At 64.9% G+C, this 20,741-nt stretch carries 19 protein-coding genes; 11 read left to right on the top strand and 8 right to left on the bottom strand.

Features of this window, described 5'->3' with window-relative positions; genetic code table 11:
• Positions 1-20 precede the first annotated feature (20 nt).
• Together KY495_RS22805 and KY495_RS22800 are read left to right on the top strand one after the other, a co-directional pair.
• Positions 21-962 (top strand): acyltransferase domain-containing protein, encoded by a 942-nt coding sequence (locus tag KY495_RS22805; RefSeq protein WP_229518655.1) that lies wholly within the window; start codon positions 21-23, stop codon positions 960-962.
• Between the two features lie 46 nt (positions 963-1,008).
• Positions 1,009-2,496, top strand: coding sequence for a pyridoxal-dependent decarboxylase (locus KY495_RS22800; RefSeq protein ID WP_229518428.1), 1,488 nt, complete (start codon positions 1,009-1,011; stop codon positions 2,494-2,496).
• A gap of 6 nt (positions 2,497-2,502) precedes the next feature.
• On the opposite strand, the gene KY495_RS22795 is transcribed toward KY495_RS22800, so the two are convergent.
• On the bottom strand, positions 2,503-2,904 hold the full coding sequence (locus KY495_RS22795; RefSeq protein ID WP_219881551.1) for a hypothetical protein: 402 nt from the start codon (positions 2,902-2,904) through the stop codon (positions 2,503-2,505).
• 121 nt (positions 2,905-3,025) lie between these two features.
• Between KY495_RS22795 and KY495_RS22790 the strand changes: the two genes are divergently transcribed.
• The gene (locus KY495_RS22790; protein ID WP_219881550.1) at positions 3,026-3,871 is read left to right on the top strand and encodes a hypothetical protein; all 846 of its coding nucleotides are present in this window, start codon (positions 3,026-3,028) and stop codon (positions 3,869-3,871) included.
• Positions 3,872-3,950: 79 nt separating this feature from the next.
• Here the strand turns inward: KY495_RS22790 and KY495_RS22785 are convergent, their stop codons facing one another.
• Complete coding sequence (locus tag KY495_RS22785) at positions 3,951-4,208, bottom strand: hypothetical protein (protein WP_219881549.1); 258 nt, start codon at positions 4,206-4,208, stop codon at positions 3,951-3,953.
• Between the two features lie 219 nt (positions 4,209-4,427).
• Here KY495_RS22785 and KY495_RS22780 point away from each other — a divergent pair, with 219 nt between their 5' ends.
• On the top strand, positions 4,428-5,432 hold the full coding sequence (locus KY495_RS22780; RefSeq protein ID WP_219881548.1) for a family 43 glycosylhydrolase: 1,005 nt from the start codon (positions 4,428-4,430) through the stop codon (positions 5,430-5,432).
• 8 nt (positions 5,433-5,440) lie between these two features.
• Here the strand turns inward: KY495_RS22780 and KY495_RS22775 are convergent, their stop codons facing one another.
• Both KY495_RS22775 and KY495_RS22770 read right to left on the bottom strand, forming a co-directional pair.
• The gene (locus KY495_RS22775) at positions 5,441-6,913 is read right to left on the bottom strand and encodes a polysaccharide lyase family 1 protein (RefSeq protein ID WP_219881547.1); all 1,473 of its coding nucleotides are present in this window, start codon (positions 6,911-6,913) and stop codon (positions 5,441-5,443) included.
• Between the two features lie 128 nt (positions 6,914-7,041).
• Positions 7,042-8,706: a rhamnogalacturonan lyase B N-terminal domain-containing protein gene (locus tag KY495_RS22770; RefSeq protein WP_219881546.1), complete on the bottom strand. Its 1,665-nt coding sequence runs from the start codon at positions 8,704-8,706 to the stop codon at positions 7,042-7,044.
• Positions 8,707-8,911: 205 nt separating this feature from the next.
• On the opposite strand from KY495_RS22770, the gene KY495_RS22765 reads away from it, so the two are divergent.
• Positions 8,912-9,805: an SMP-30/gluconolactonase/LRE family protein gene (locus KY495_RS22765; protein WP_219881545.1), complete on the top strand. Its 894-nt coding sequence runs from the start codon at positions 8,912-8,914 to the stop codon at positions 9,803-9,805.
• A gap of 2 nt (positions 9,806-9,807) precedes the next feature.
• Here the strand turns inward: KY495_RS22765 and KY495_RS22760 are convergent, their stop codons facing one another.
• Positions 9,808-10,329, bottom strand: coding sequence for a hypothetical protein (locus KY495_RS22760; RefSeq protein ID WP_229518427.1), 522 nt, complete (start codon positions 10,327-10,329; stop codon positions 9,808-9,810).
• Positions 10,330-10,336: 7 nt separating this feature from the next.
• Positions 10,337-11,524, bottom strand: a complete 1,188-nt coding sequence (locus tag KY495_RS22755; protein ID WP_219881544.1) for a zinc-dependent alcohol dehydrogenase — start codon at positions 11,522-11,524, stop codon at positions 10,337-10,339.
• Positions 11,525-11,726: 202 nt separating this feature from the next.
• On the opposite strand from KY495_RS22755, the gene KY495_RS22750 reads away from it, so the two are divergent.
• Positions 11,727-12,020 carry a hypothetical protein gene (locus KY495_RS22750; RefSeq protein WP_219881543.1) on the top strand — a complete coding sequence of 98 codons (294 nt, stop codon included), beginning with the start codon at positions 11,727-11,729 and terminating at the stop codon, positions 12,018-12,020.
• A complete protein-coding gene (locus KY495_RS22745; RefSeq protein WP_219881542.1) occupies positions 12,010-12,498 on the top strand; it encodes a hypothetical protein in 489 nt (162 codons plus the stop codon). The genes KY495_RS22750 and KY495_RS22745 overlap by 11 nt, the downstream gene beginning before the upstream one ends.
• Before the next feature lie 18 nt (positions 12,499-12,516).
• On the opposite strand, the gene KY495_RS22740 is transcribed toward KY495_RS22745, so the two are convergent.
• On the bottom strand, positions 12,517-15,834 hold the full coding sequence (locus KY495_RS22740) for a S41 family peptidase (protein ID WP_219881541.1): 3,318 nt from the start codon (positions 15,832-15,834) through the stop codon (positions 12,517-12,519).
• A 64-nt stretch (positions 15,835-15,898) separates the two neighbouring features.
• Entirely contained in the window at positions 15,899-18,274 is a 2,376-nt protein-coding gene (locus KY495_RS22735) for an EAL domain-containing protein (RefSeq protein ID WP_219881540.1), read from the bottom strand.
• Between the two features lie 280 nt (positions 18,275-18,554).
• Here KY495_RS22735 and KY495_RS22730 point away from each other — a divergent pair, with 280 nt between their 5' ends.
• From KY495_RS22730 to KY495_RS22715, 4 genes are all read left to right on the top strand, one after another.
• Positions 18,555-18,986 (top strand): response regulator, encoded by a 432-nt coding sequence (locus KY495_RS22730; RefSeq protein WP_219881539.1) that lies wholly within the window; start codon positions 18,555-18,557, stop codon positions 18,984-18,986.
• Positions 18,987-19,081: 95 nt separating this feature from the next.
• Positions 19,082-19,285 (top strand): hypothetical protein, encoded by a 204-nt coding sequence (locus KY495_RS22725; RefSeq protein WP_219881538.1) that lies wholly within the window; start codon positions 19,082-19,084, stop codon positions 19,283-19,285.
• A gap of 47 nt (positions 19,286-19,332) precedes the next feature.
• Positions 19,333-19,707, top strand: a complete 375-nt coding sequence (locus KY495_RS22720) for a YbaN family protein (RefSeq protein ID WP_219881537.1) — start codon at positions 19,333-19,335, stop codon at positions 19,705-19,707.
• Between the two features lie 52 nt (positions 19,708-19,759).
• Positions 19,760-20,737, top strand: coding sequence for a ribonuclease Z (locus tag KY495_RS22715; protein WP_219881536.1), 978 nt, complete (start codon positions 19,760-19,762; stop codon positions 20,735-20,737).
• Positions 20,738-20,741 lie beyond the last annotated feature (4 nt).

Raw genomic sequence — 20,741 nt, 5'->3', positions numbered from 1 at the left:
GTCGTGCTATCGTGAGCGCAATGAAGACCGTATTCATGTTTTCCGGCCAGGGGTCGCAATATTATCAGATGGGCAAGGCACTGTTTGATCAGCAGCCCGTGTTCCGGCGCCACATGGAGCAGCTCGACACCTGCGTGCACGCCCTGTGCGGGCATTCGGTGCTGGCTACGCTGTACGCGCCCGGCAACCAGATGGGCAGCGCCTTTGACCGCACCCTGCTGTCGCACCCGGCCATCATCATGGTGGAATATGCGCTGGCGCGGACCCTGATCGAGGCGGGGATCGAGCCGGACGTGGTGCTCGGCGCGAGCCTGGGTTCGTACACGGCAGCGGCGGTGGCAGGCGCGCTGCCGGTAAGTGAAGCGCTGGCCCTGGCGGTGGCCCATGCCCGCTCGCTCGAGCAGTGCAGCGCGCCGGGCGGCATGATCGCCATCCTTGACGATCCGCAGCTGATGCAGGAAGACTTCCTGCGCCTGCATGCCAGCTGCGGCGGTGTCAATTTTGCATCGCATTTCGTGGTCAGCGCGCCGGCCGCCCAGTGCCTGCAGATCGAGGCTGAATTGCGCGCGCGCGATATCGCCCACCAGCGCATCCCGGTATCGTTTGCATTTCATTCCGACGGGATCGACAACGCACGCGCCAGCTTCGAGGTGCGCACCGAGGGCATCCGGGCCGGGCGTGCCAGGTTGCCGATCATGTGCTGCGAGCAGGCACGTCTGCTGACGGAACTGCCTCCCGGCTACTTCTGGGACGTGACGCGCCAGCCTATCCGCTTTCCCGACGCGATCGCCGCGCTGGAACGCGCGGGCCACTACCGCTACCTGGACGTGGGGCCGGCCGGCACGCTGGCCGTGTTCCTGAAATATCTGCTGGCGCCGGGCTCGGCGTCGACTTGTCATACAATCCTCACGCCATATGGGCGCGACACCGCCAATTTCGACCGGCTCATGGCCGTCTGTTGACGGCGCGGCATGCGCCCCTTTTACCCTTCACCCGTCTGGAACTGTCATGAGCGAAGCCATCGAACCCCTCACTCCCTCCACGCTGGACCCGCAGGACTGGGACCAGTTCCGCCAGAGCGCCCATGGCATGCTCGACGACATGATCGATTTCATGGCCGGGGTCCGGTCTCGCCCAGTGTGGCAGCAAATGCCGGATGAGGCCCGCGCCAGGCTCAAGGGGCCGCTGCCGCTGGAACCGAATTCGCTGGCGAGCGTGTATGAAGAATTCCAGCAGCTGGTGCAGCCCTACATTGCAGGCAATATCCACCCACGCTTCCTGGGCTGGGTGCAGGGCGGCGGCACGCCGGTGGGCATGCTGGCCGAAATGCTGGCGGCTACGCTCAACGGCAACCTGGGCGGGCGCGACCAGGCCCCGATCGAAGTCGAGCGCCAGGTGATCCGCTGGGCCACGCAAATGATGGGCTTTCCCGAAGACAGCGGCGGCTTGCTGGTGACGGGCGCCTCGATGGCCAATATGATCGGGGTGCTGGTGGCACGCACCGGCATGCTGGGCGCCGAAGTGCGGCGTGAAGGCCTTGGCGGGCGCCGCCTGCTGGCCTACACCTCGCCGGCCGCCCACAACTGCATTGCGCGCGCCATCGACATGGCCGGGCTGGGCACCGATGCACTGCGCCTGATTCCCACCGACGAACGGCACGGCATGGACCTGGCCCTGCTGGCCGAGACCATCGAGCGCGACCGCGCCGACGGCGGCGTGCCCTTCATGGTCATTGGCACCGCAGGCACGGTCGATACGGGCGCCATTGACGACCTGGCAGGCATTGCCGCCCTGTGCCGCGCCCAGAAACTGTGGTTCCATGTCGATGCGGCGCTGGGAGCGACGGCCATGCTGTCGCAGCGCCAGCGCCATAAACTGCACGGTATCAGCGAAGCCGATTCGGTGGCTTTCGACTTCCACAAATGGGCCCAGGTGCCCTACGACGTGGGCTGCGTGCTGGTGCGCGACGCCGAGCTGCACCGCGCCACCTTTGCCAGCAATCCCAATTACCTGGCGCGCGAAACGCGCGGCCTGGCCGCCGGACACCCGTGGCCGACCGATTTCGGCCCCGACCTGTCGCGCGGCTTCCGCGCCCTGAAAGTGTGGATGTCGCTCAAGACCTATGGCGCCGACCACCTGGGCCGGGTGGTGGACCATTGCTGCGCGCTGGCCCAGCAACTGGCAGCGCGGGTGGTGGGGGAAGCGGAGCTGGAACTTCTGAGCCCGGTGTCGCTCAACATCGTCTGCTTCCGCTTCCTGGCGCGCGAGCACATGGACCGGCTCAATACCGATATCGTGGTGGCGCTGCAGGAGTCGGGCGTGGCCGTGCCTTCCACCACGCGCGTCAATGGCCACATTGCGATCCGCTGCGCCTTTGTCAATCACCGCACCAGCGAGCAGGATATCGACATTGTGCTGCGCGCGGTACTGGAGACGGGGCGCCGCCTGGCCGGCGCATCGGCCCTGGCGCGGGACCCGATGGAACGCGCGGCCTGAACGCCCTCAGCGCCAGCGTTCGCCGCTGCCCCTGAGGTACTTGCGGTAGACGTAAGGCCAGGGGATGGCAGCATAGATGAAGATGACCAGGGAACAGGCAAACAGGGTGGGGTAGACAGTGGGATCGACTTTCCCCGCCAGGTACTGCGGCAGCGGCACCAGCAGCATCCAGAGTGTTTTCCACAGTACTTCCCACAGCAGCACGGGCAGCATGGCCAGGGGATAGCGTACGCCGGCCACGCACAGCAGGCCGAAGGCGGTCAGCATGCAGGTCACCACGCCCTGCATCAGTTCCCAGGGCTGGTCACGCTGGGTCAGCTCGGGCACGAGCTTGGAGGCAAGGCCAATGGCGACGAGCAGGTAAACCAGGCGCAGCGCATACAGGCGAAACAGTGACACTTCATTCATTGACGCAACTCCAGGATGGCGGCCGCGCTGGCGCCCATGATTGCGGCGCCGCCAGGTGTAGTTGGCGGCGGTGCGTAAAAGCGATTGATTTTAATGTAATTGCAGCGAAAAATTCACTTTCATGAAGATCATTTTTTTCTCTCTCCTTGCCGCGCTCGGCATGCACGCGCCGGTGGCGGCCAAGCCTTTCCAGGCAGCAGCGGCCGACGCGCCCAACACGGTCGTCATCCGCCATCTCCGGCATCCCGAAACCATGCCCTATGCCAGCTTTGTGGAAGCACGCAAGGTCCATGAGCAATACCGCGACCTGGCGCCCGAGGCGCCCCTGCTGTTCCAGATCAAAACGCGCTCGGGCAAGCTCGATGGGATGCGGGTGCGCATCGAGGGCGACAACACCACCATTGCCGTGCCCTACGATGAAGAGGGGCGATTTTCCTTGCCCCACAGCGAAGAAGCCCTGCGCGACAAGGCCCTGGTGACCAGCGACATGCGGCGTGGACAAATCTACTGGCTGCCCGTGGTGCGCAGTCCGGGCCTGCCGGAGGGCACCTTGCGCCTGGGCGACCTGCGCCTGTTCTGCCGCATGCAGTGGGCGCTGGAAAAGGCAGCAGCCTCGGTCATGACCAAGCTGACGACCATGGCGCGCGGCAATTGCGATGCCAGCGCCTTCATCACGCTGGCGCTCCCGCAGCCGGGCATGCGGGTGCGGCTGGTGGCAGGCCAACGCCGGGAAATGCTGGCCAGCGAAGGCGAAAAGAGCCGCTACGTGGCGCAGCGCACGCGCTGGGAGCCACCGTTTGGCGACCTGTCCTGGCCCAACGATACGCTGGTCGAATTCCTGCCGCCGGAAGAGGGCTTTGCCCTCAGCGAAGAATGCCAGGCGGCGCGCGACAAGGATGCGGACGGCTTGTACCGCCACAGCTACGGCACTTTCGGGCGCCAGAGCTGCGTGTGGCGACCGCACTAAGGCAACACAAAGGCATGGGCAAGCGCAAAGGCAGGGGCACACGCAAAGGCACGGCACTTGCGCCGTGCCCGGGACGGGGTCAGGATCCGGACGAGGAAGCGGACGAGGAAGCGGACGACGAGGCGGACGACGAGGCCGACGACGACCCGGACCCCGGCGCGCGGCGGTCGCGCTGGTGCGCCAGCAGGGCCATGGCCAGCTGGGTATCGACGCCGAGCGCTTCGAGTTGCACGCGGGCATGTTCGTAACCGAACTCGGCTTGCGTTTTCAAGGCCTGGGCGATGTGGCGGGCCGTGATCGCATCGGTACGCATCTCCATTTTTCGCTTGAGGGGCATTGCTGGTCCTGTTCCTTGACGATTGAGGCGCTGGCCGGGCGGCTTGCTGTTCAAAATATAAGATAGCAAATACTTAAATCAATTGTCGCACGGATAGCTCGGGGCGCTGGCCTGATGCCAAAAGCGATATCACTTCCTCATTCTTATTGATTAGTTCAAGGTGATGGGACTGCCTATACTCGGAGCATGTCAAGCTACCGGTCGGTGACGACTTTCACGATGAATCCTTCACTGCGTTTTGCCTTGCCTGCATTGCTGGCACTGCTCACTCCCATGGCCCAGGCGGCGCCACCCTTTTCCGACACGGCCGTGCTGAGCCAGCGTGCCGATCCCCACGCGACGCTGCACAGCGACGGCTACTACTACTTTGTGGCCACGGTCCCGGAGTACGACCGCATCGAACTGCGGCGCGCGAAAACCATCGATACGCTGTCGAAGGCGAACGCACAGGTCATCTGGCGCGCGCATGCCCGCGGCGAGATGAGCCGCAACATCTGGGCGCCCGAGCTTCATCATATTGATGGGAAATGGTATATCTACTTCACCGCCGGCCGTTCGGATGCCCCTTTCGACGTGCGGCTTTACGTGCTTGAAAACAGCGCAGCCAATCCATTGACCGGCAAGTGGATCGAGCGCGGCCAGCTCAAGACTGGCTGGGAAATTTTTGCGCTGGACGCCACCACTTTCACCCATGCGGGTGTACGTTACCTGGCCTGGACCCAGCGCGCCGCCGGCAGCAAGGAGCACGCTACCAACATCTACATCGCGAAAATGGCCGGCCCGCTAAAGCTGGACGGCAAGGCGACCTTGCTGTCGCGCCCCGAATACAAATGGGAAACGACGGGACACAAAGTCAACGAAGCGCCGGCAGTCATCATCCGTCATGGCCGTGTGTTCATGACCTATTCGGCAAGTGCCACCGATGCCAATTACTGTCTGGGGCTGCTGAGCGCACCGGCCGGCGCCAACTTGCTCGATGCCGCTGTATGGAAAAAGTCGCCGCTGCCGGTATTCAAATCCAATCCAGCGGCCAGCAAGTTTGGCCCGGGCCACAATGCCTTTACCACTACGCCGGACGGCAAGACGGACATCATGCTGTACCACGCACGCAACTACCGCGACATCAAGGGTGAGGCGCTGCTTGACCCCAACCGCCACACGCGCGCCCGCGCGGTGACATGGCGGGCGGACGGCACGCCGGACTTCGGCGCGCCGGGTCAATAGGCGCTCTGTCAGCGAACGGTCAGCTTGCCCGCGCCGGCACTGCGCAGTACTGCTTCGCGCACCTTGTCGCTGGTGAGCACCTGCGGCGCGTAGGGTACGCTCCAGCCGACGTTCTCGCTGAACCTGCAGCTGGGGCCATTCAAGCCCAGCGCCCGCCCGTTGAGCAGGGAGCCGCTGTCGCGCATGGCGCCAATGCGGCTGGCGCTGCCGGGATTGCGCACCACGGCGCCGCAGTCGCCCGCGCCGCCAATATCAAACACGTTGTTCTGCGAGATGATCTTTGCCTTGAAACCCACGCCGATGCTGAACTGGTGGCGGTACACGCCGCTGTCGCGCTGTCCTTCAAAATAATTGTTATACACGTGCACCTGGCCGAAGCGTACGCGCGGCGAGCGTGACGACACGTTCTGGTAGTGGTTGCCGTGGAAGGTGACCTTCAGACGGCCATCATCGCCGGTGGCAGTGTCGGAGGCGCCCACCAGAATGTTCTTGTCGTGCAGCTGGAATACGTTGTCCGACACCGTCACGTAATTCGCGCCATTCTTGATGTCGAGCGTGCCGTCGTGGCACTGCTTGCGCTTGCCGTTCTCGATGGCCAGCTTGTCGTCGGTGAGGGGCGCATCGGTAAAGGTGTTGTGGTCCACCCAGACATGGGTGGCACCATCGATGCTGACGCCATCGTAGCGGGCGTTCCAGTTGCCGCTGCCGTCGTCCGGGTCCCACTCCGGCGCGATATCGCACGGAGCAATGATCTTGAGGTTGCGGATCACGACGTTGTCCACCCGTTTCACCATGACCTGGGCGTTGACCAGGCCTGCATTGCTGCCCACGCCAATCAAGGTGGTATTCGATGGCAGCGACACCAGGCTGCGCCGGCCCTGGTCAGACACGCTGGTGAACGGTCCCCCATTGTCAGGCGCCGTCATGTCGATCATGCCATTGACCTTGACGATGGTAGGCACCCCGGGCTGGCTCTTGAAGGCCGCGAGCAGCTGCGACGGTGAGCTGACCAGGTACACGGCGCGCGTGGCCGCCGCCGCGCCACCGCGGGTGCCGCCCGCATAACTGGCCCAGCCGGTGTTCGGCGCCGCCTGCACGAGCGGATCGACAGGCGTCGGCGTCGGTGTCGGTGTCGGCGTCGGTGTCGGTGTCGGAGTTGGCGTTGGCGTTGGGGTTGGGGTTGGCGTGGGCGTGGGCGTGGGCGTCGGCGTGGTCCCGCTCAGGGGGCCAACAGCACATTTCTTGACCACGCCGGGATAAGGATCGCTGCCGAAGGTGGCCCTGGTGCAGGCGATGGTGCCGCTCAGCGTCTTGACCACCCAGCGATCCTTGATGCCGAACGACACGCTACGCGCGACAGCGCCCGCCTTGCAGCTTTCGCCCTCGTCCGCACATTTGGAGTAACCGGCCGGCCAGTCGGCAGCGTGGACGCCGGGCGCCGCCAGGGCAAGGGTGGCCAGCAGAAGGGGATGGATGCGCATGTCTTTTTTGCCTATATTGATGAAAAGGCATAAGTGTACGGAATCCGCGCAGCGAAAAATCGCCCGGCTGCGATCACTTTTTTCGCGTCATTGATACTATCTTCGATATCTCACGCAAGCCCTATCCCTCAGAGCATGTCCACCGCATCATAGCTGAACCCCGGACTCAGAAAGGTGGTGCCACTGGAGCCCGACACCACGTTGATGGTCATGGTATTGCTGCCTGCCCGTAACGCGCTGGCCGGCACGGCAAACGTAAAGCGCGCGTTGTTGCCGCGATAGGTGCCAATGGTCAGGCCACGCGAATTCGGCTGGATCGACGGCGGTGGCAGCGGCGACGACCAGTTGTTGACCTGGATGGCCGGGCGCCCGCCGGCAAACGCCGTCGTGATGCCGATCCGGATGGTGCGGTTGCGTACCTGGTCGGCCATGAGGTTGAAGGTCACGCGCGTTGGATTGTTCACGCCGCTCTTCCACTGGGCCGCCGGGAATGCGTTGGTGGCGCTGCCCATGGCCCAGCTCACGGGACCCCAGCCCAGGTTGCGGCTGTCCGACGGATGGCGCAGGACGAAGGTCTGGCCATTCCTGAATTCGTTGGGCGTGCCGTCCCAGCGGCCGATGCGCCACAGTGCCGGGTCCGCCGCCGGATCGTCGTCAATGGTGCGCGTGTTGAGCGTGGTGTAGCCGCCGGCCGGCACGTTCACCGTTTCAGTGTAGACCTCCAGCTCGCCCTTATACACCGTCATCTTGTAGGGGCCGGCTTTCATGTTGTACGACCCGAAGGCGCCGTTCGACAGGGTGGGGCGGACCCAGTATTGGGCAGTGCCATTGGCAAAGCCGACGGTGTAGCTGTAGGCCGGGTCGCGGCCGGCAAGACCATTGACGATCACCTTGCCGCGGCCCGCGCTGCCCACCCAGCCGGTCAGGCCGTGGGCGCCCATCCAGGCCATGTCCGGCACCGGGGGCGTGGCGCTGCCATCATTGAACAGCAGGGCATACGGGCCGTGCAGGCCCATGCGGTTGTCCTCGGTCTGGGCGTGGCCCGAGTTCATGTAGTTGTACAGTTCGGTATTGGCGCCGCTCTGGTTCTGGATATCGCGGAAGAACGGGCCACCTGAACTGCTCTCACGATTGCCGTATGCCATGAACACGCCGACGCCGGCGCCGGTCACGCCGCGCACCGACAGGTCGATCGCGCGCTGGTTGCCGTAGTACTTGGAGCGGGTGTGGCCATTGGCCATGCCCACCACATCCGCGCTTTCAATCGCGCCGGTATTGCCTCTGGTATTCGATTCCAGCGGGACGTTGTTGAGCACACTGGCATCGAGCCGCGTGATCCAGCGCAGCTCGCCAACGGTCGGCTCAGCCGTGATATGGGTGGCCATGTAGATGTTGTTCTCGTTCTGGCGCACCAGGAGGTAGTGCTTCACGCTCGACGTGGTCAGGGTGATCTTGATCACGCCGCCCGACACCGCGTACGCCGTGGTGGCGCCAATGCCGGAACTGATATGCGAAAACCTGTTTGGCACCTGCAGCTCGGGCCCGCCCTTAAACCGGATGGACGTGATGTCGCCGCCTGCCTGGCGTACCTTGAAGACCAGTCCCGCGCCACTGTCCACGGTCAGGTAGCCGCTGGAAGCAGTCACGCCAAAGCCGGTAGCGGCCGTGGTCATGGCCAGCTGCCGGCTGGGCTGGGCGGCAGGGGCGCTGCTGTCCGTCGCGCCACCGCAGGCGGCGAGGGTGGCAAGCAGGGTCAGGCCGATCGACGGGCGCAAAGCGAACTGGAGGAACATGGCGGCTCTTTTGTCAGGACGAAGCGCACGAGTTAATCATATAAATGACAATGTTGCGATCATATTTTTTAGGCAATCGATGCCGGCAATGGTATCGCCAGGGGCATGCGGGCTTGCACCTGCCGCTTGCAGCCCGGGTCCCTGTCTTGCTTGTCACCGCCGAGTATGCCAAGGTGGCGCCTGTCTGATTTTGGCGAGGAAAATAATGATGGAACTGATGGTCGATGCCCGCAACACGCTTGGCGAAGGGGTGCTGTGGTGCGAGCGCACGGCGCGCGTGCTGTGGACCGATATCGAAGGTGCAGTTTTGCACGCACATGATCCCGCCACGGGACACACCCGCACCTGGCCCATGCCGGAACGGCTGGCATGCTTTGCGCTGACCGACAGCGATGACCGCCTGCTGCTGGGGCTGGCAACGCGGCTCGCCTTTTTTGATTTCTCCAGCGGCGGCATTACCACGATCTGCCGGGTGGAAGAACATCTCGCGGACACCCGCATCAACGACGGCCGCTGCGACCGCCAGGGACGGTTTGTGTTCGGCACCTTTAACCAGGCCCAGCCCAAAACAGCCATCGGCAGCTTCTACCGGCTTAATGCCGACCTCACGCTGGAACGGCTGGCGCTGCAGAAAGTGGCCATTGCCAACAGCATCTGCTTCAGCCCGGACGGGGGCACCATGTACTACTGTGATTCGATGGAAAAACTGATCCGCAGCTGCCAGTATGGCGGTCCCGGCGGCACGCTTGGCGAGGGGCGCATCTTTGCCGACCTGCGCGGCGCTGAGGGTGAGCCGGACGGCTCCACGGTCGACGCCGATGGCTATCTGTGGAATGCCCTGTGGGGCGCAAACAAGGTGGTGCGCTATGCGCCGGACGGCAGGGTGGAGCGCGAACTGGCCACGCCCGCCACCCAGCCGAGCTGCGTGGCACTGGGCGGCGCCGGGTTTGACACGGTGTATGTCACCTCGGCCCGGGTAGGGCTGGAGGCGGCACTGCTGGCGCGCGAACCATCCAATGGCGGCGTGTTCCGCGCCGTCCAGGCAGGCGTTCGGGGCCTGCCGGAACAGCGCTTCCTGCTACGCCAGGACCGGCACTGACGCTAGTCGCGGCTGCGGCGGTTCATCAGGTACAGGGCCAGGCCGGTGACCGCGCCCGCAATGGCCACTTTGCGCACCAGGCCGGCGCGGTTGTGTTCCCATTCAGCCTTGATGCCCATTTCGGCCAGCACATTGGGAACATGGCCCTTGCTGAGGTCTTGGCCAATGCCTTCGACCACGTTGACGCGGTCGGCCAGTAACAGCAGCATGAAGTGGCGCACGTCGTTTTCCGTGAACTTGAAGGCGAAGCGGCGGATGGCTCCGCTCAGGCCCGAGGGGGCCGGCCCGGTGCCGAACAGGGGCGTGATCTTGGGGCGCTCGTTGGACACCAGTACTTCCATGTCGCGCCGCTGCTGCTGGGGTTCGCCATGGTCATGATCGTGGTCACGGGGCTCGACTTCCATGGAAAAGGCCGGGCGCTTGCCCCGGTCGATGTCACTGCCCCAGCCGGGGATGTCGGGGCGGTTGATGAGGCTGGTGGATTTGGCGGCATCCTGGCCGGTTTTTGGGATGTGCGTTTGCATGGTCACCTCAGTGTTTGGTTACGCTGGCTTCGACGGCGCGCACCTGGTGCGCATTGGGCGGCACCAGAATGGTCTTGATGCAGTCGTCGAGCTTGCTGGAAAAGATGTGGTAGGCGTCAGCGACTTCTTCGAGCGGCACCCGGTGCGTGATGATCTGCTTGGGATCGATGTGGCCGGCGCGGATATGCTCGATCAGGCGCGGTACGTGGCGCTTGACGCTGGCCTGGTTCATGCGCAGGGTCAGTCCCTTGTTGAGGGCATTACCGATTGGAACGGCGTTGAAGGTCGGCCCATACACGCCCACGATCGACACATTGCCGCCCTTGCGCACAGAGTTGATGCACCAGTGCAGGGCTGTGGCGGAGCCGGCCTGCATCTTCATGTAGCGCCCGGTCAGGGTTTGCACGGCATTGCCGGCCGCTTCGCAGCCGACCGCATCGATGCAGACATCGGCGCCCATCCAGTCCGTCATCTTCTTGATGTGCAGGGCCATGTCATCGACTTCCTTGAAGTTGACGATTTCGCAGTTGGCATAATTTTTCACGAATTCAAGCCGGTATTCGACATGGTCGACCACGATCACGCGGCCGGCGCCGTGCAGCCACGCGGACTTGGCGGCAAAGATGCCCACCGGGCCGGCGCCGAAGACCACGACCGTGTCGCCTTCCTGGATGTCGCCCATTTCCGCAGCCTGGTAGCCGGTTGGCAGCGCGTCCGTCAGGAGGACGGCGTCGTCTTCGTGGATGTCAGCGGGGATGATGGTGGGGCCGACATCGGCCATGGGTACCCGCACCAGCTCGGCCTGGCCACCTTCGTAGCCGCCCGCCGTATGGGAGTAGCCGTAAATGCCGCCCACGGCCGAGGCTTCGGCATTGGTGTTGTCGCAGTTGCCGTACATTTCGCGGTCGCAGTAGAAGCAGGAGCCGCAAAAGACGTTGAAGGGGACCAGCACGCGGTCGCCCACTTTCAGCTTGTGCACTTGCGAGCCGACTTCCTCGACCACGCCGACGAACTCGTGGCCGAAGGTGGTGCCTACCCGGGTGTCGGGCACCAGGCCATGGTAGAGATGGAGATCGGAGCCGCAGATGCAGGCGCTCGTCACACGGACAATGGCGTCACCTGGATGTTCAATGACCGGATCGGGTTTCTGGGTGGCGCGTACGCGGTACGGTCCGCGGTAATCCATTGCGAGCATGGGATCCTCCTTGTCAGGTTATTGTTGCAATAACACGATGGTACTGAGGGAGGAGGGTCGACCTGTCGGAGGGGTAATCGAACGCGTGTAGGACTCCAAGCCGTCAAAAAATAATATTTCGTCGCAGATATATGCGCACATGGGCCGCGCCAAGCAAAAATTGTGGAGCGTAACTGCCTTGTGACGTCGGGCATCCTGGCCTATGCACCGTCTGCTTATCACCACGCTTCGTGCAATGCAAGCGGCTCAGTGCACAAAAAATAATGTGGAAAAATTGCCACGTGGGCGCGCACCGGGCGAGGGGAAAACGATGAAATCGCCGATCGAATATCGTAAAGACAGGTGGCGCCGTGCCCCGCGCGGCAAGCAATTCACGCAGTCTTTGATGCATTTTGAACATGCTCATTGCCGCACGTTAGCATGCATGCAATCAATTGATGGTTTGTATATGATTGTGAAACCAACAACCATTACCTGGACTCGTCATGCTCAATAATTATCTGCGTTTTGCCACCGCCGCCACTTTGTCGCTGGCTGCCAATTTCGCTCTGGCTACGCCTGCCAGCACGCGTCCCCTGACCGTCAGCGGCGTCTTCCAGGAACAAGTTGGCCCCTCACTGCGCTGCGCATCCAAGTTTGGCGGCAACATCGGCGGCTTCGGCGACAGCGCCCAGCTCGGCCGCATCGCCTACGTGGGCAGCGACTGCATCACCCCGTCCGGTTCCATGTTCGTCTTCAGCGAAGGCCGCTTCGTCATCGTCACCATGACCGGCGAGCAGATTTATGCCAGCTACGGCGGCCAGTTCGTGCCCACCGGTGAAGGCGCCAATTATGTCTTCAACGGCGCCACCTTCCGCATCACCGGCGGCAGCGGCCGCTACTTCAAGGCGACCGGCGGCGGTACGCTCAATGGCGGCTCCAACATGATTACCGGCTCCGGCACCCTGAGCCTGGACGGCAAGATCACCTATTAAGCTATCGGCTGGTCCCGGCTAGTTGTTCAGGGCCGGGATCTGATTCGGCTTGTACGGCTTATAAGGCTGTTCCTTCATTTTCTTTTCAAGCAGTGCCAGGGCCACTTCCAGCTGCCGGTCCTGGCCCTTGAACGTGGCATGCGGCAGGTTGTCCACCTCCACATCGGGCGTCACGCCTATCCCTTCAATGAGCCACTGGCCATCTTCGGCAAACTGCCCGAACTCGGCCACGCGCGCCATGCCGTTGTCGGCCAGCTGGTTCTGGTCCGACAGCCAGACCCCGGCCCCGGCCGTGCGCTTGCCCACCACCGGTCCCAGTCGCAGTGCTTTCACGGCGGCGGCAAATGTCTCGCCATCGGAGTAGGTCAGTTCGTCGGTGAGCACCACCAGGTGGCCGCGGAAGGTGCCCTGCATGTTCGATGCCGGCAGGCTGCCGTTGGAAGCCCAGAAGGCCCACGACTTGCGCAGCAGCTTTTCCACGATCCAGCTGTCGATATTGCCGCCAGTGTTGCGGCGCACGTCGATGATCAGGCCTTCGCGCTGCACGTTGGCATAGAATTCGCGGGCAAAGGCGGCGATGTCGCGCCCGCCCATGGCGCGCAGGTGCAAGTAGCCGATCCGTCCTTTCGACGCCTGCTCCACGGCCCGTGCGCGGCTTTGCTCCCAGTCGGCGTAGCGCAGCGCGGCGTGCTGCGCCATCGGCACCGGCGTGACGATCACCGAACGCCCGGCGCCGCCCGCTGTGCGCACCTGCAGCAATACCTGCTTGCCGGCGGTATTGAGCAGCAGGTCGGCCATGTCGCGGGCAGCGGCGGCACTCTTGCCGTTGACGGCGGTGATGATGTCGCCCTCCTTGATGTCAATGTCCGGGTGCGACAGGGGACCGCGCTCCGATGGCAGCTCCGGTTCGCTCTGGTAAATGTGCGCGATGCGGTAGCCATCGGCCACGCGCGCGAACACGGCGCCCAGGCTGGCGGGCGCCCCTTCTGGTGCGCTCTTGCGGATGTCGCCGGGGGCCACCTGCGAATGCAGGGCGCCCACTTCGCTCACCATCATGCCCAGAATGTCATTGAGTTCGGCGCGGTCGGTCACGCGCTCGACCAGCGGCGCGTATTTGGCGCGCACCTTTGGCCAGTCCAGGCCGCGCATGTTGGCGTCGTACAGGAAGTCGCGGTGCATGCGCCAGGCATCGTTGTACATCTGGCGCCATTCCAGGCGCGGGCTGACCGTCACGCTCCAGTCGTCGACCTGCACCTTGGCGCGGCTCGTGTCCGCCGGCAGCTTTGCGCCGGCGTCGACAATCATCATCTCGCCCGGACCATTGGCCGAGAAGGTGCGGTAAAAGATGCGCTTGCGGTCGTCCGACAGGGCGAACTGGCGCACGCCCGCGACAAACAGTTCCGGCTCCGGCCTGGTGCGGGCAATGGCCAGCGTCTTGAGGGTGGCCTTGCCGTCGGCGCCGTCCGCTTCCAGGAAATACAGGCGCTTGTCGTCCACCTGGAGGTGGCGGTAGTTGCCCGCCGCGAGCGGCACTTCATACAGGCGGTAGGGCAGGCCGGGGTAGGCAATGGCCGGCAGCTGTGGCTTGACCGGCGCGCTCTGGGTGATGGGCTTGGTGGGAGCGGGCGGCTGCTCGCCGGCGGCGGCAGGGTCGGGCGCCGGTGCGCTCAGTTCATCGTCCGGCTTGAACGGGAAACGGTTACCGGGCTGCAGGGCGAGCGCGTAGATGCCGTTGCGGCGGTCAAACATCGGGCCCATGTTGCGGTCACCCCACGGCCCGCCGTTGGACAGGTTGAAGTGGCGCGGCGACAGAAAGTACAGCCAGCGTCCGTCCGGCGAAAACGCGGGCGAGGCGGCCACGTAGCGGTCGCTCGTCACGAACACCAGCTGCCTGGCCTGCATGCTGTACATGCCGATCTGGGCGCGGCCCTCCTGGGAGCCGACGCGCAGGAAGGCGAGGTGCTTGCTGTCGGGTGACCACAGGACCTGGTCCGGCGCGTCCACGCCGGCCTTGGCTGCGTCGTCGATGACGCTGTTGGCTTTGGTGGCGAGGTCTAGCAGCCAGGTGCGGCCACGCTTGTCGGTGTGCGCGATATGGCGCCCGTCGGGCGATGGAAACAGGCGCACGCGGTGGCTGGCGCCATCGCTGGTGAGCTGTTCGCCCGGGCCCGAACCGTCGGCGGCAAAGCGCCAGATCTCGTTTTCGCCGGACGCGTCGACGATGGCAAACACGGATTTTTCATCGTGGCTGAAGGTGGCGTTGCGGGCGCGGGCGCCGTCTGGAATGGCCACTTCCACCCGGCGCTGGCTGCCGGTGCCGGCAATGCTCACGCCGCCGCGGGCCGTGATCACCACGCGCTCTGTGCGCCCGGCCAGCTGCACATTGGTCAGGTTCTCGAGCGGGGCGCGCACCAGGCGCTTGCGCTGCTGGTCAAAGTCCGACAGCAGCGACAGCGGCAGGGCGGCACTGGCGCCGGTGGCCAGGTCCAGCAGGTGGATGTCTGCACCGAGCTGGTAGGCGATCTTGCCGTCGCCCAGCGCCGCGTGGCGCACGTCCCATTCCCGGTTGCTGGTGTGGACGCGCGCATCGCTGCCGTCGGGGCGGGCCGACCACAGCTTGTCGGCGCCATCGCGGTCGCTGATGAAATACAGGCGTCCCTGCCACCACATGGGGCGCCGGTTGTTGGCCGGGTTGCCCGCGAAGACAGGCGCGGCCTCGCTCTTGGCATCGAGGTCGAAGCGCCACAGCTGTGCATGGGCGCCGCCGCGATACAGCTTGACGTTGTCGCCGGTCAGGGCCAGTCCCATGCGCGTGAAGTAGAGCGTCTTGCCGCTGTCGTCGAGGACCGCGTCGCTGGCGTCGGCCACCGGAAAGACGCGGCGCGCCAGCGTGGCCGGATCGATGGCGGCGATCATGCGGTCGGCGCGGGTGCCGCGCGGGTTCTGGGCGCTGATCAACACGTCGCCGCTGCGGGTCCAGCCCACCACGGTCACGCCGCCGCCCTCGAAAGTGAGCCGGCGCGGCAGGCCGCCTGCCACCGGCATCAGGTAGGCTTCCTGCTCGCCCTCGTAGGAAGCGACGAAGGCAATCCACTTGCCGTCGTGCGACAGTGCGGCGTGGGTTTCGGCGGCGGCGTGGGTGGTGAGGCGCTGGGCCATGCCGCCGCCGACGCCGGCCTTCCACAGGTCGCCCTCGGCGGTGAACACGACAAGGTCGCCGCGGATGGCAGGGAAGCGGGCGTAGGCCGGTGCGGCAGCATGGGCGGCCCCGGACAGGAGGCCGGCACCAAGCAGGGCCATGGCGGGAAGGGAGGGAAGAGCAGCAAAGCGTGTCATGTGCAAACAGGGCCGTGAAAGATCGGCCAAGTATTGCAATTGTTGAAGTTTCTGTCTATTAATTTTAGTGGGCTGGATGCGCGTCCATACACTGGCTCAGGCTGCGCTTGCAGGCCAGGTAATCCATGAGCGTGTGCCTGGCAACGGGCGGGCTGAAATAAAAGCCCTGGATCTGGTCGCAGTGGTGGCGGCGCAGGAAGTCGAGCTGGCCTTCCGTTTCCACGCCTTCCGCTATGACCCGCATGTGCAGGCTGTGGCCCAGTGCGATGATGGCCTGGGCGATGACGGCGCTGTCATGGCTGGTACGGATGCCGGCCAGGAAGGAGCGGTCGATCTTGATGTAGTCGAGCGGGAATTTCTGCAGGTAGCTCAGGCTCGAATAGCCGGTGCCGAAGTCGTCAATGGACAGCTTTACGCCCAGCGCCTTGAGGTGGGCAAGCGTGCGTGCGGCTTCCTCCGGGTTGTGCATGAGCTGGCTCTCGGTCACTTCCAGCTCCAGCTTGCCCTGGCCGAGCAGGCTCTCGCCAAGGATGGACGCCACGGTGTCGGCAAACCCATTCTGGTTGAGCTGGCGCGCCGACAGGTTCACCGACAGGGTAAAGTCGGTGTAGCCGGCGGCCCGGATATCGCGCAGCGTGCTGCACGATTCGCGCAGCACCCATTCACCCAGCTGCACGATCAGGCCGCATTCCTCGGCAAAGGTGATGAAGCTGTCCGGCTGCATTTCACCCCTGGCCGGGTGGTTCCAGCGCACCAGCGCTTCGGCGCCCACCATCTGGCCGCTGGCCAGGTCCACCTTGGGCTGGAAACGCAGCGTCAGTTCGCCCGCGGCGATGCCGCGCCGCAGGTGGGCCTCCATGTCCAGGTAGCGGTGGGCCGCTTCGTCGATCTCGGCGGAATAGAACTGGTAGCGGTTCTTGCCGCCGGCCTTGGCCACGTACATGGCCGCGTCGGCGGCGCGCAGCAGGGCCGCGCAGGTATCGGCATCGTTGGGGAACAGGCTCACGCCGATGCTGACCGTGGGATGGACATGACCGGCCGGCAGCTGCAGCGGCTCGCTCAGGTCGCGCCGCATGCGCTGGACGAATTCGGCCACGTGCTCGCTGCTGGCGCAATCGTTGATGACGACCACGAACTCGTCGCCGCCCACCCGGGCCACGGTGTCGCCTTCGCGCACGGCGCTGCCCAGGCGCGTGGCGATGGCCTTGAGCACGATATCGCCGCCCTGGTGGCCGAAGGTATCGTTGATGTACTTGAAGTTGTCCAGGTCCACATAGGCCAGCGCCACGCAGGCGCCGCTGCGGCGGGCCCGCCCGACCGCCACGTCCAGGCGGTCATGCAGCATGGCGCGGTTGGCCAGGCCCGTCATGGAATCATGGGTGGCCAGGTGGCGCAGGCGTTCTTCGTAGGTTTTGCTCTCGGTGATGTCGTCAATGATGGCAATGAAGTGGGTCGGTTTGCCGTCGCTGCCCAGCACCGGCCCGATGCGCAGGTCATTCCAGAAAATGGCGCCATCGCGGCGCCGGTTGCGCAGCACGCTGTGGACGCTGGTGCCGGCGGCCAGGGCGTCGCGGATGCGGCGCCGCTCGTCGCTGTCGAGCGTGCCGGCGCGCATGAAGCGGGGATTGCGGTTGACCACTTCGGCCGCCGGATAGCCGGTCAGCCGTTCAAACGCCGGGTTGACGTAGTCAATCAGGTGGTCGCCTTGTTCGCAGCGGGTGATGATGATGGCATTGACCGAGGCATGCATGGCGCGCTCGTACACATGCAGGCGCACGCTTTCGCGCGTGCGTTCCGACAGGTCGACCCCGGTGCCGACAATGCGCGGCTGGCCGCCCAGTTCCAGGCGCGCGCAGTGAAACAGGAAGGGGGTGCGGGCACCGCGCCGGCCCACCAGGGTGGCGCTGTGGGTGGCCTCACCGCAGTTCAGGGCGCGCGCCATGCTGGCCGCCACGCCGGCCCGCTCGTCCTTGTCAAAAAATTCGAACACGGGCGCCCCGAACAGGGTGCAGGCATCGCGCTGCAGGGCGCTTGCCAGGCGCGCGTTCCAGTACTGCAGCGTGCCGGCAGGATCGATCACGTAAAAAATGCAGGGCAGGCGTTCGACAATGGCGGCAAAGGCGTCTTCCTCGCCGTGTTCGGACAGGGGCGTGGCCACGTAGACCGTGATCGGGGCGGGCGCAAGCGGGTGGACGCAGGCCTCGAGCGCGACCCGCAGCGGCGCCTTGCCGGCCACGGCCACGCGGGCGGCGACGGTGCCTTCTGTCGCTGCCTGCATATCGGGTGCGGTATCGTGCGGTTCGAACAGGGCGCGGACCGGGTGGCCGGTGGCATCGGCTGCCCGGATGCCGGTGGCCGCCTCGCAAGGGGGCGGCCAGGTCAGGATGATGCCGCTGGCGCTGGCGATAAAGGTGAAAGAACTGACATCGGAATACGCCATGCCGGCCTCCGCAGTGTCTTGCTGGTTCACTCAATGGTGAGCTGGTCAGTTGATCATATACTTTTGGCATAAATCCGGCGTTCGTTTGATGCTCTACAGCCAGTGCCTGGTGTCATTCTGGCCAGGGCTGTTGTTTTCGATTCGCGGCCGGCGTGCAATACGACGGAAATGCCATGCCGCGCTTTGCCCCGCGCCAAAAATCATTTATTCTCTCCTTTCCCCTGGCCATGCCCCCGCCAGCGAAGTTCATCTTGCTGAGGGGCGCATTGCGCCGAGATCTATGACCCACATGGTTGGCGACGCCCTGGCGTTGCATTTGCCCGAACTTGTCACCCGTCCGCTCGACATCCTTGTTGTCGAGCGCAACCATGACATCCGGCAGCTGTTTACCTCCCTGCTCAATCATTTCGGCCATCGCGCGGTGAGCGTTTCCGACGCCGAAGCGGCCTTGCGCCTGGTCGACGGCAAGCGGGTTGATGCCGTCGTGTCCGGCCTGACCCTGCCTTGCATGGACGGCTTTACCCTGGCCGGACTGCTGCGCCTGCATCCCAATGCCGGTGGCGCCCGGCTCATTGCCGTGTCCGGCGCCGCGGGCCAGGAAGTGACGGAACGCGCCTTGCGCGCCGGCTTCGACGCCCATTTCTGCAAGCCGGTCGGGGTCGAAGACATCTTGCTGGCACTCACGGCCGAGGCGGCACCGTCCGGGGCATAAACTTGCCTCAGGCAATCTCGTGGGCGTATTTTCCTTGCATGGCTAGAATTGTTTGCAACAGGCGCCAACCGGCGCGGCCACCACAGGAGAATGCCATGAGCAAGAGCGAACAGCCCCCTATCCCGACCCATCCGGCCGACCCGGCCGCCAATCAGGACCAGGACAAGGTCGTGGGCAAGCCGGGCGCCGTGCGCGGCGGCGACTACAACGATCCGCCGCCCGAGGGCGCGGTCAAGTCCACCGGCCAGCCGATTGACGATGCCGGCGGCGCCGGCCTGGGCAAGCCGCCCGGACAGTAAATCAGCCGTGCTGCGCGGCAGGGCACAGCCTGGTTCATAATGGCGTCATGAAAATTGCCTATATCGTACTGGGTTGGCTGTTCGTCGCGCTCGGCGTCATCGGCGTATTCCTGCCGCTGCTGCCCACCACGCCCTTCTTGCTGCTGGCGTCGGCCTGTTTTGCGCGTGGCTCCACCCGCATGCACCAGTGGCTGCTCAATAGCCGGCCGCTGGGCAAGTACCTGCGCGATTATGAGGCCGGGCGCGGCATTCCAGTGCGCGCCAAGATCGTCACGCTCGGCCTCATGTGGGCCTCGCTGATTGTCGGCATGGTGCGGGTGCCGTACCCGTCCGTCAAGGTGCTGCTGGCGCTGGTTGGCATTGGCGTGACGGTCTACCTGGTCTGGTACGTGCCGGTGCGGCGCCTGCCGCGCACCGTATGAATGGGCGGCCAATCCGATACAGTTGGCAGGATATTGATGCGATAATCGTATCATGATGACCCTGACCTTTCTTGGCACCTCGTCCGGCGTACCCACCAGAAGGCGCAACGTGACGGCACTGGCGCTGCAGCCCGGCGCCGGCCGCGACTGGTGGCTGATCGACTGCGGCGAGGCCACCCAGCACCGCCTGCAGCACATCGCGCTGACGGTGCATGACCTGGCCGGCATCTGCATCACCCACATCCACGGCGACCATAGCTATGGCCTGCCCGGGCTGCTGGCCAGCGCCGCCATGACCGGGCGCACCCGCCCACTGATCCTGGCCGCGCCGGCCGCGGTGCGGGCCTGGGTGGAGGCGACCATCGTGCACACCGAGCTGTTTTTGACCTTTCCGCTGGTGCATGTGGATGTGGCCACCACGGCCACCATCCACGACGCTGAAGGCTTGCGCATCACGCGCCACCATTTGTCGCACCGGGCGCCCAGCGTGGGCTTTCGCTTTGAGGCGCGCCAGCAGCAGTGGAAGCTGGACGGGGCAGGGCTGCGCGCGCGCGGCGTGGCGCCGGGCCCCCTGTGGGGCAAGCTGCAGCAGGGCGAGGATGTCACGCTGGACGATGGCAGCGTGCTGGCCGCCGGCGACTGGCGCCACGCCGAGCGCCAACAGGCGGTGGCCGTGATCGGGGGCGACAATGACACGCCCGAACTGTTGATGCAAGCCTGCCATGGTGCCGGCGTGCTGGTGCATGAAGCCACGTACACCGAAGCCATGCTGCAAAAGGTGGGACCGGGCCCGACCCACAGCTCGGTCCAGCGGGTGGCCGAGTTTGCCACCCGCGCGGGCTTGCCCAACCTGGTATTGACCCATTTCAGCGCCCGTTACGACAGCGAGGCCGGCATGGCAGAGCTGGAAGCGGAGGCCCGTGCGCATTATCCCGGCAATCTCTTTCTGGCGCACGACTTTGCCACCTGCACGCTCGATGCCCAGGGCCAGCTGCGGGTGCAGCCGGCGAGCGCACGCCGGCAGGTTTAGGGCA

Source organism: Massilia sp. PAMC28688, assembly GCF_019443445.1.
Classification (GTDB): domain Bacteria; phylum Pseudomonadota; class Gammaproteobacteria; order Burkholderiales; family Burkholderiaceae_D; genus Telluria_A.
This window is presented reverse-complemented; position numbering and strand designations above follow the sequence as displayed.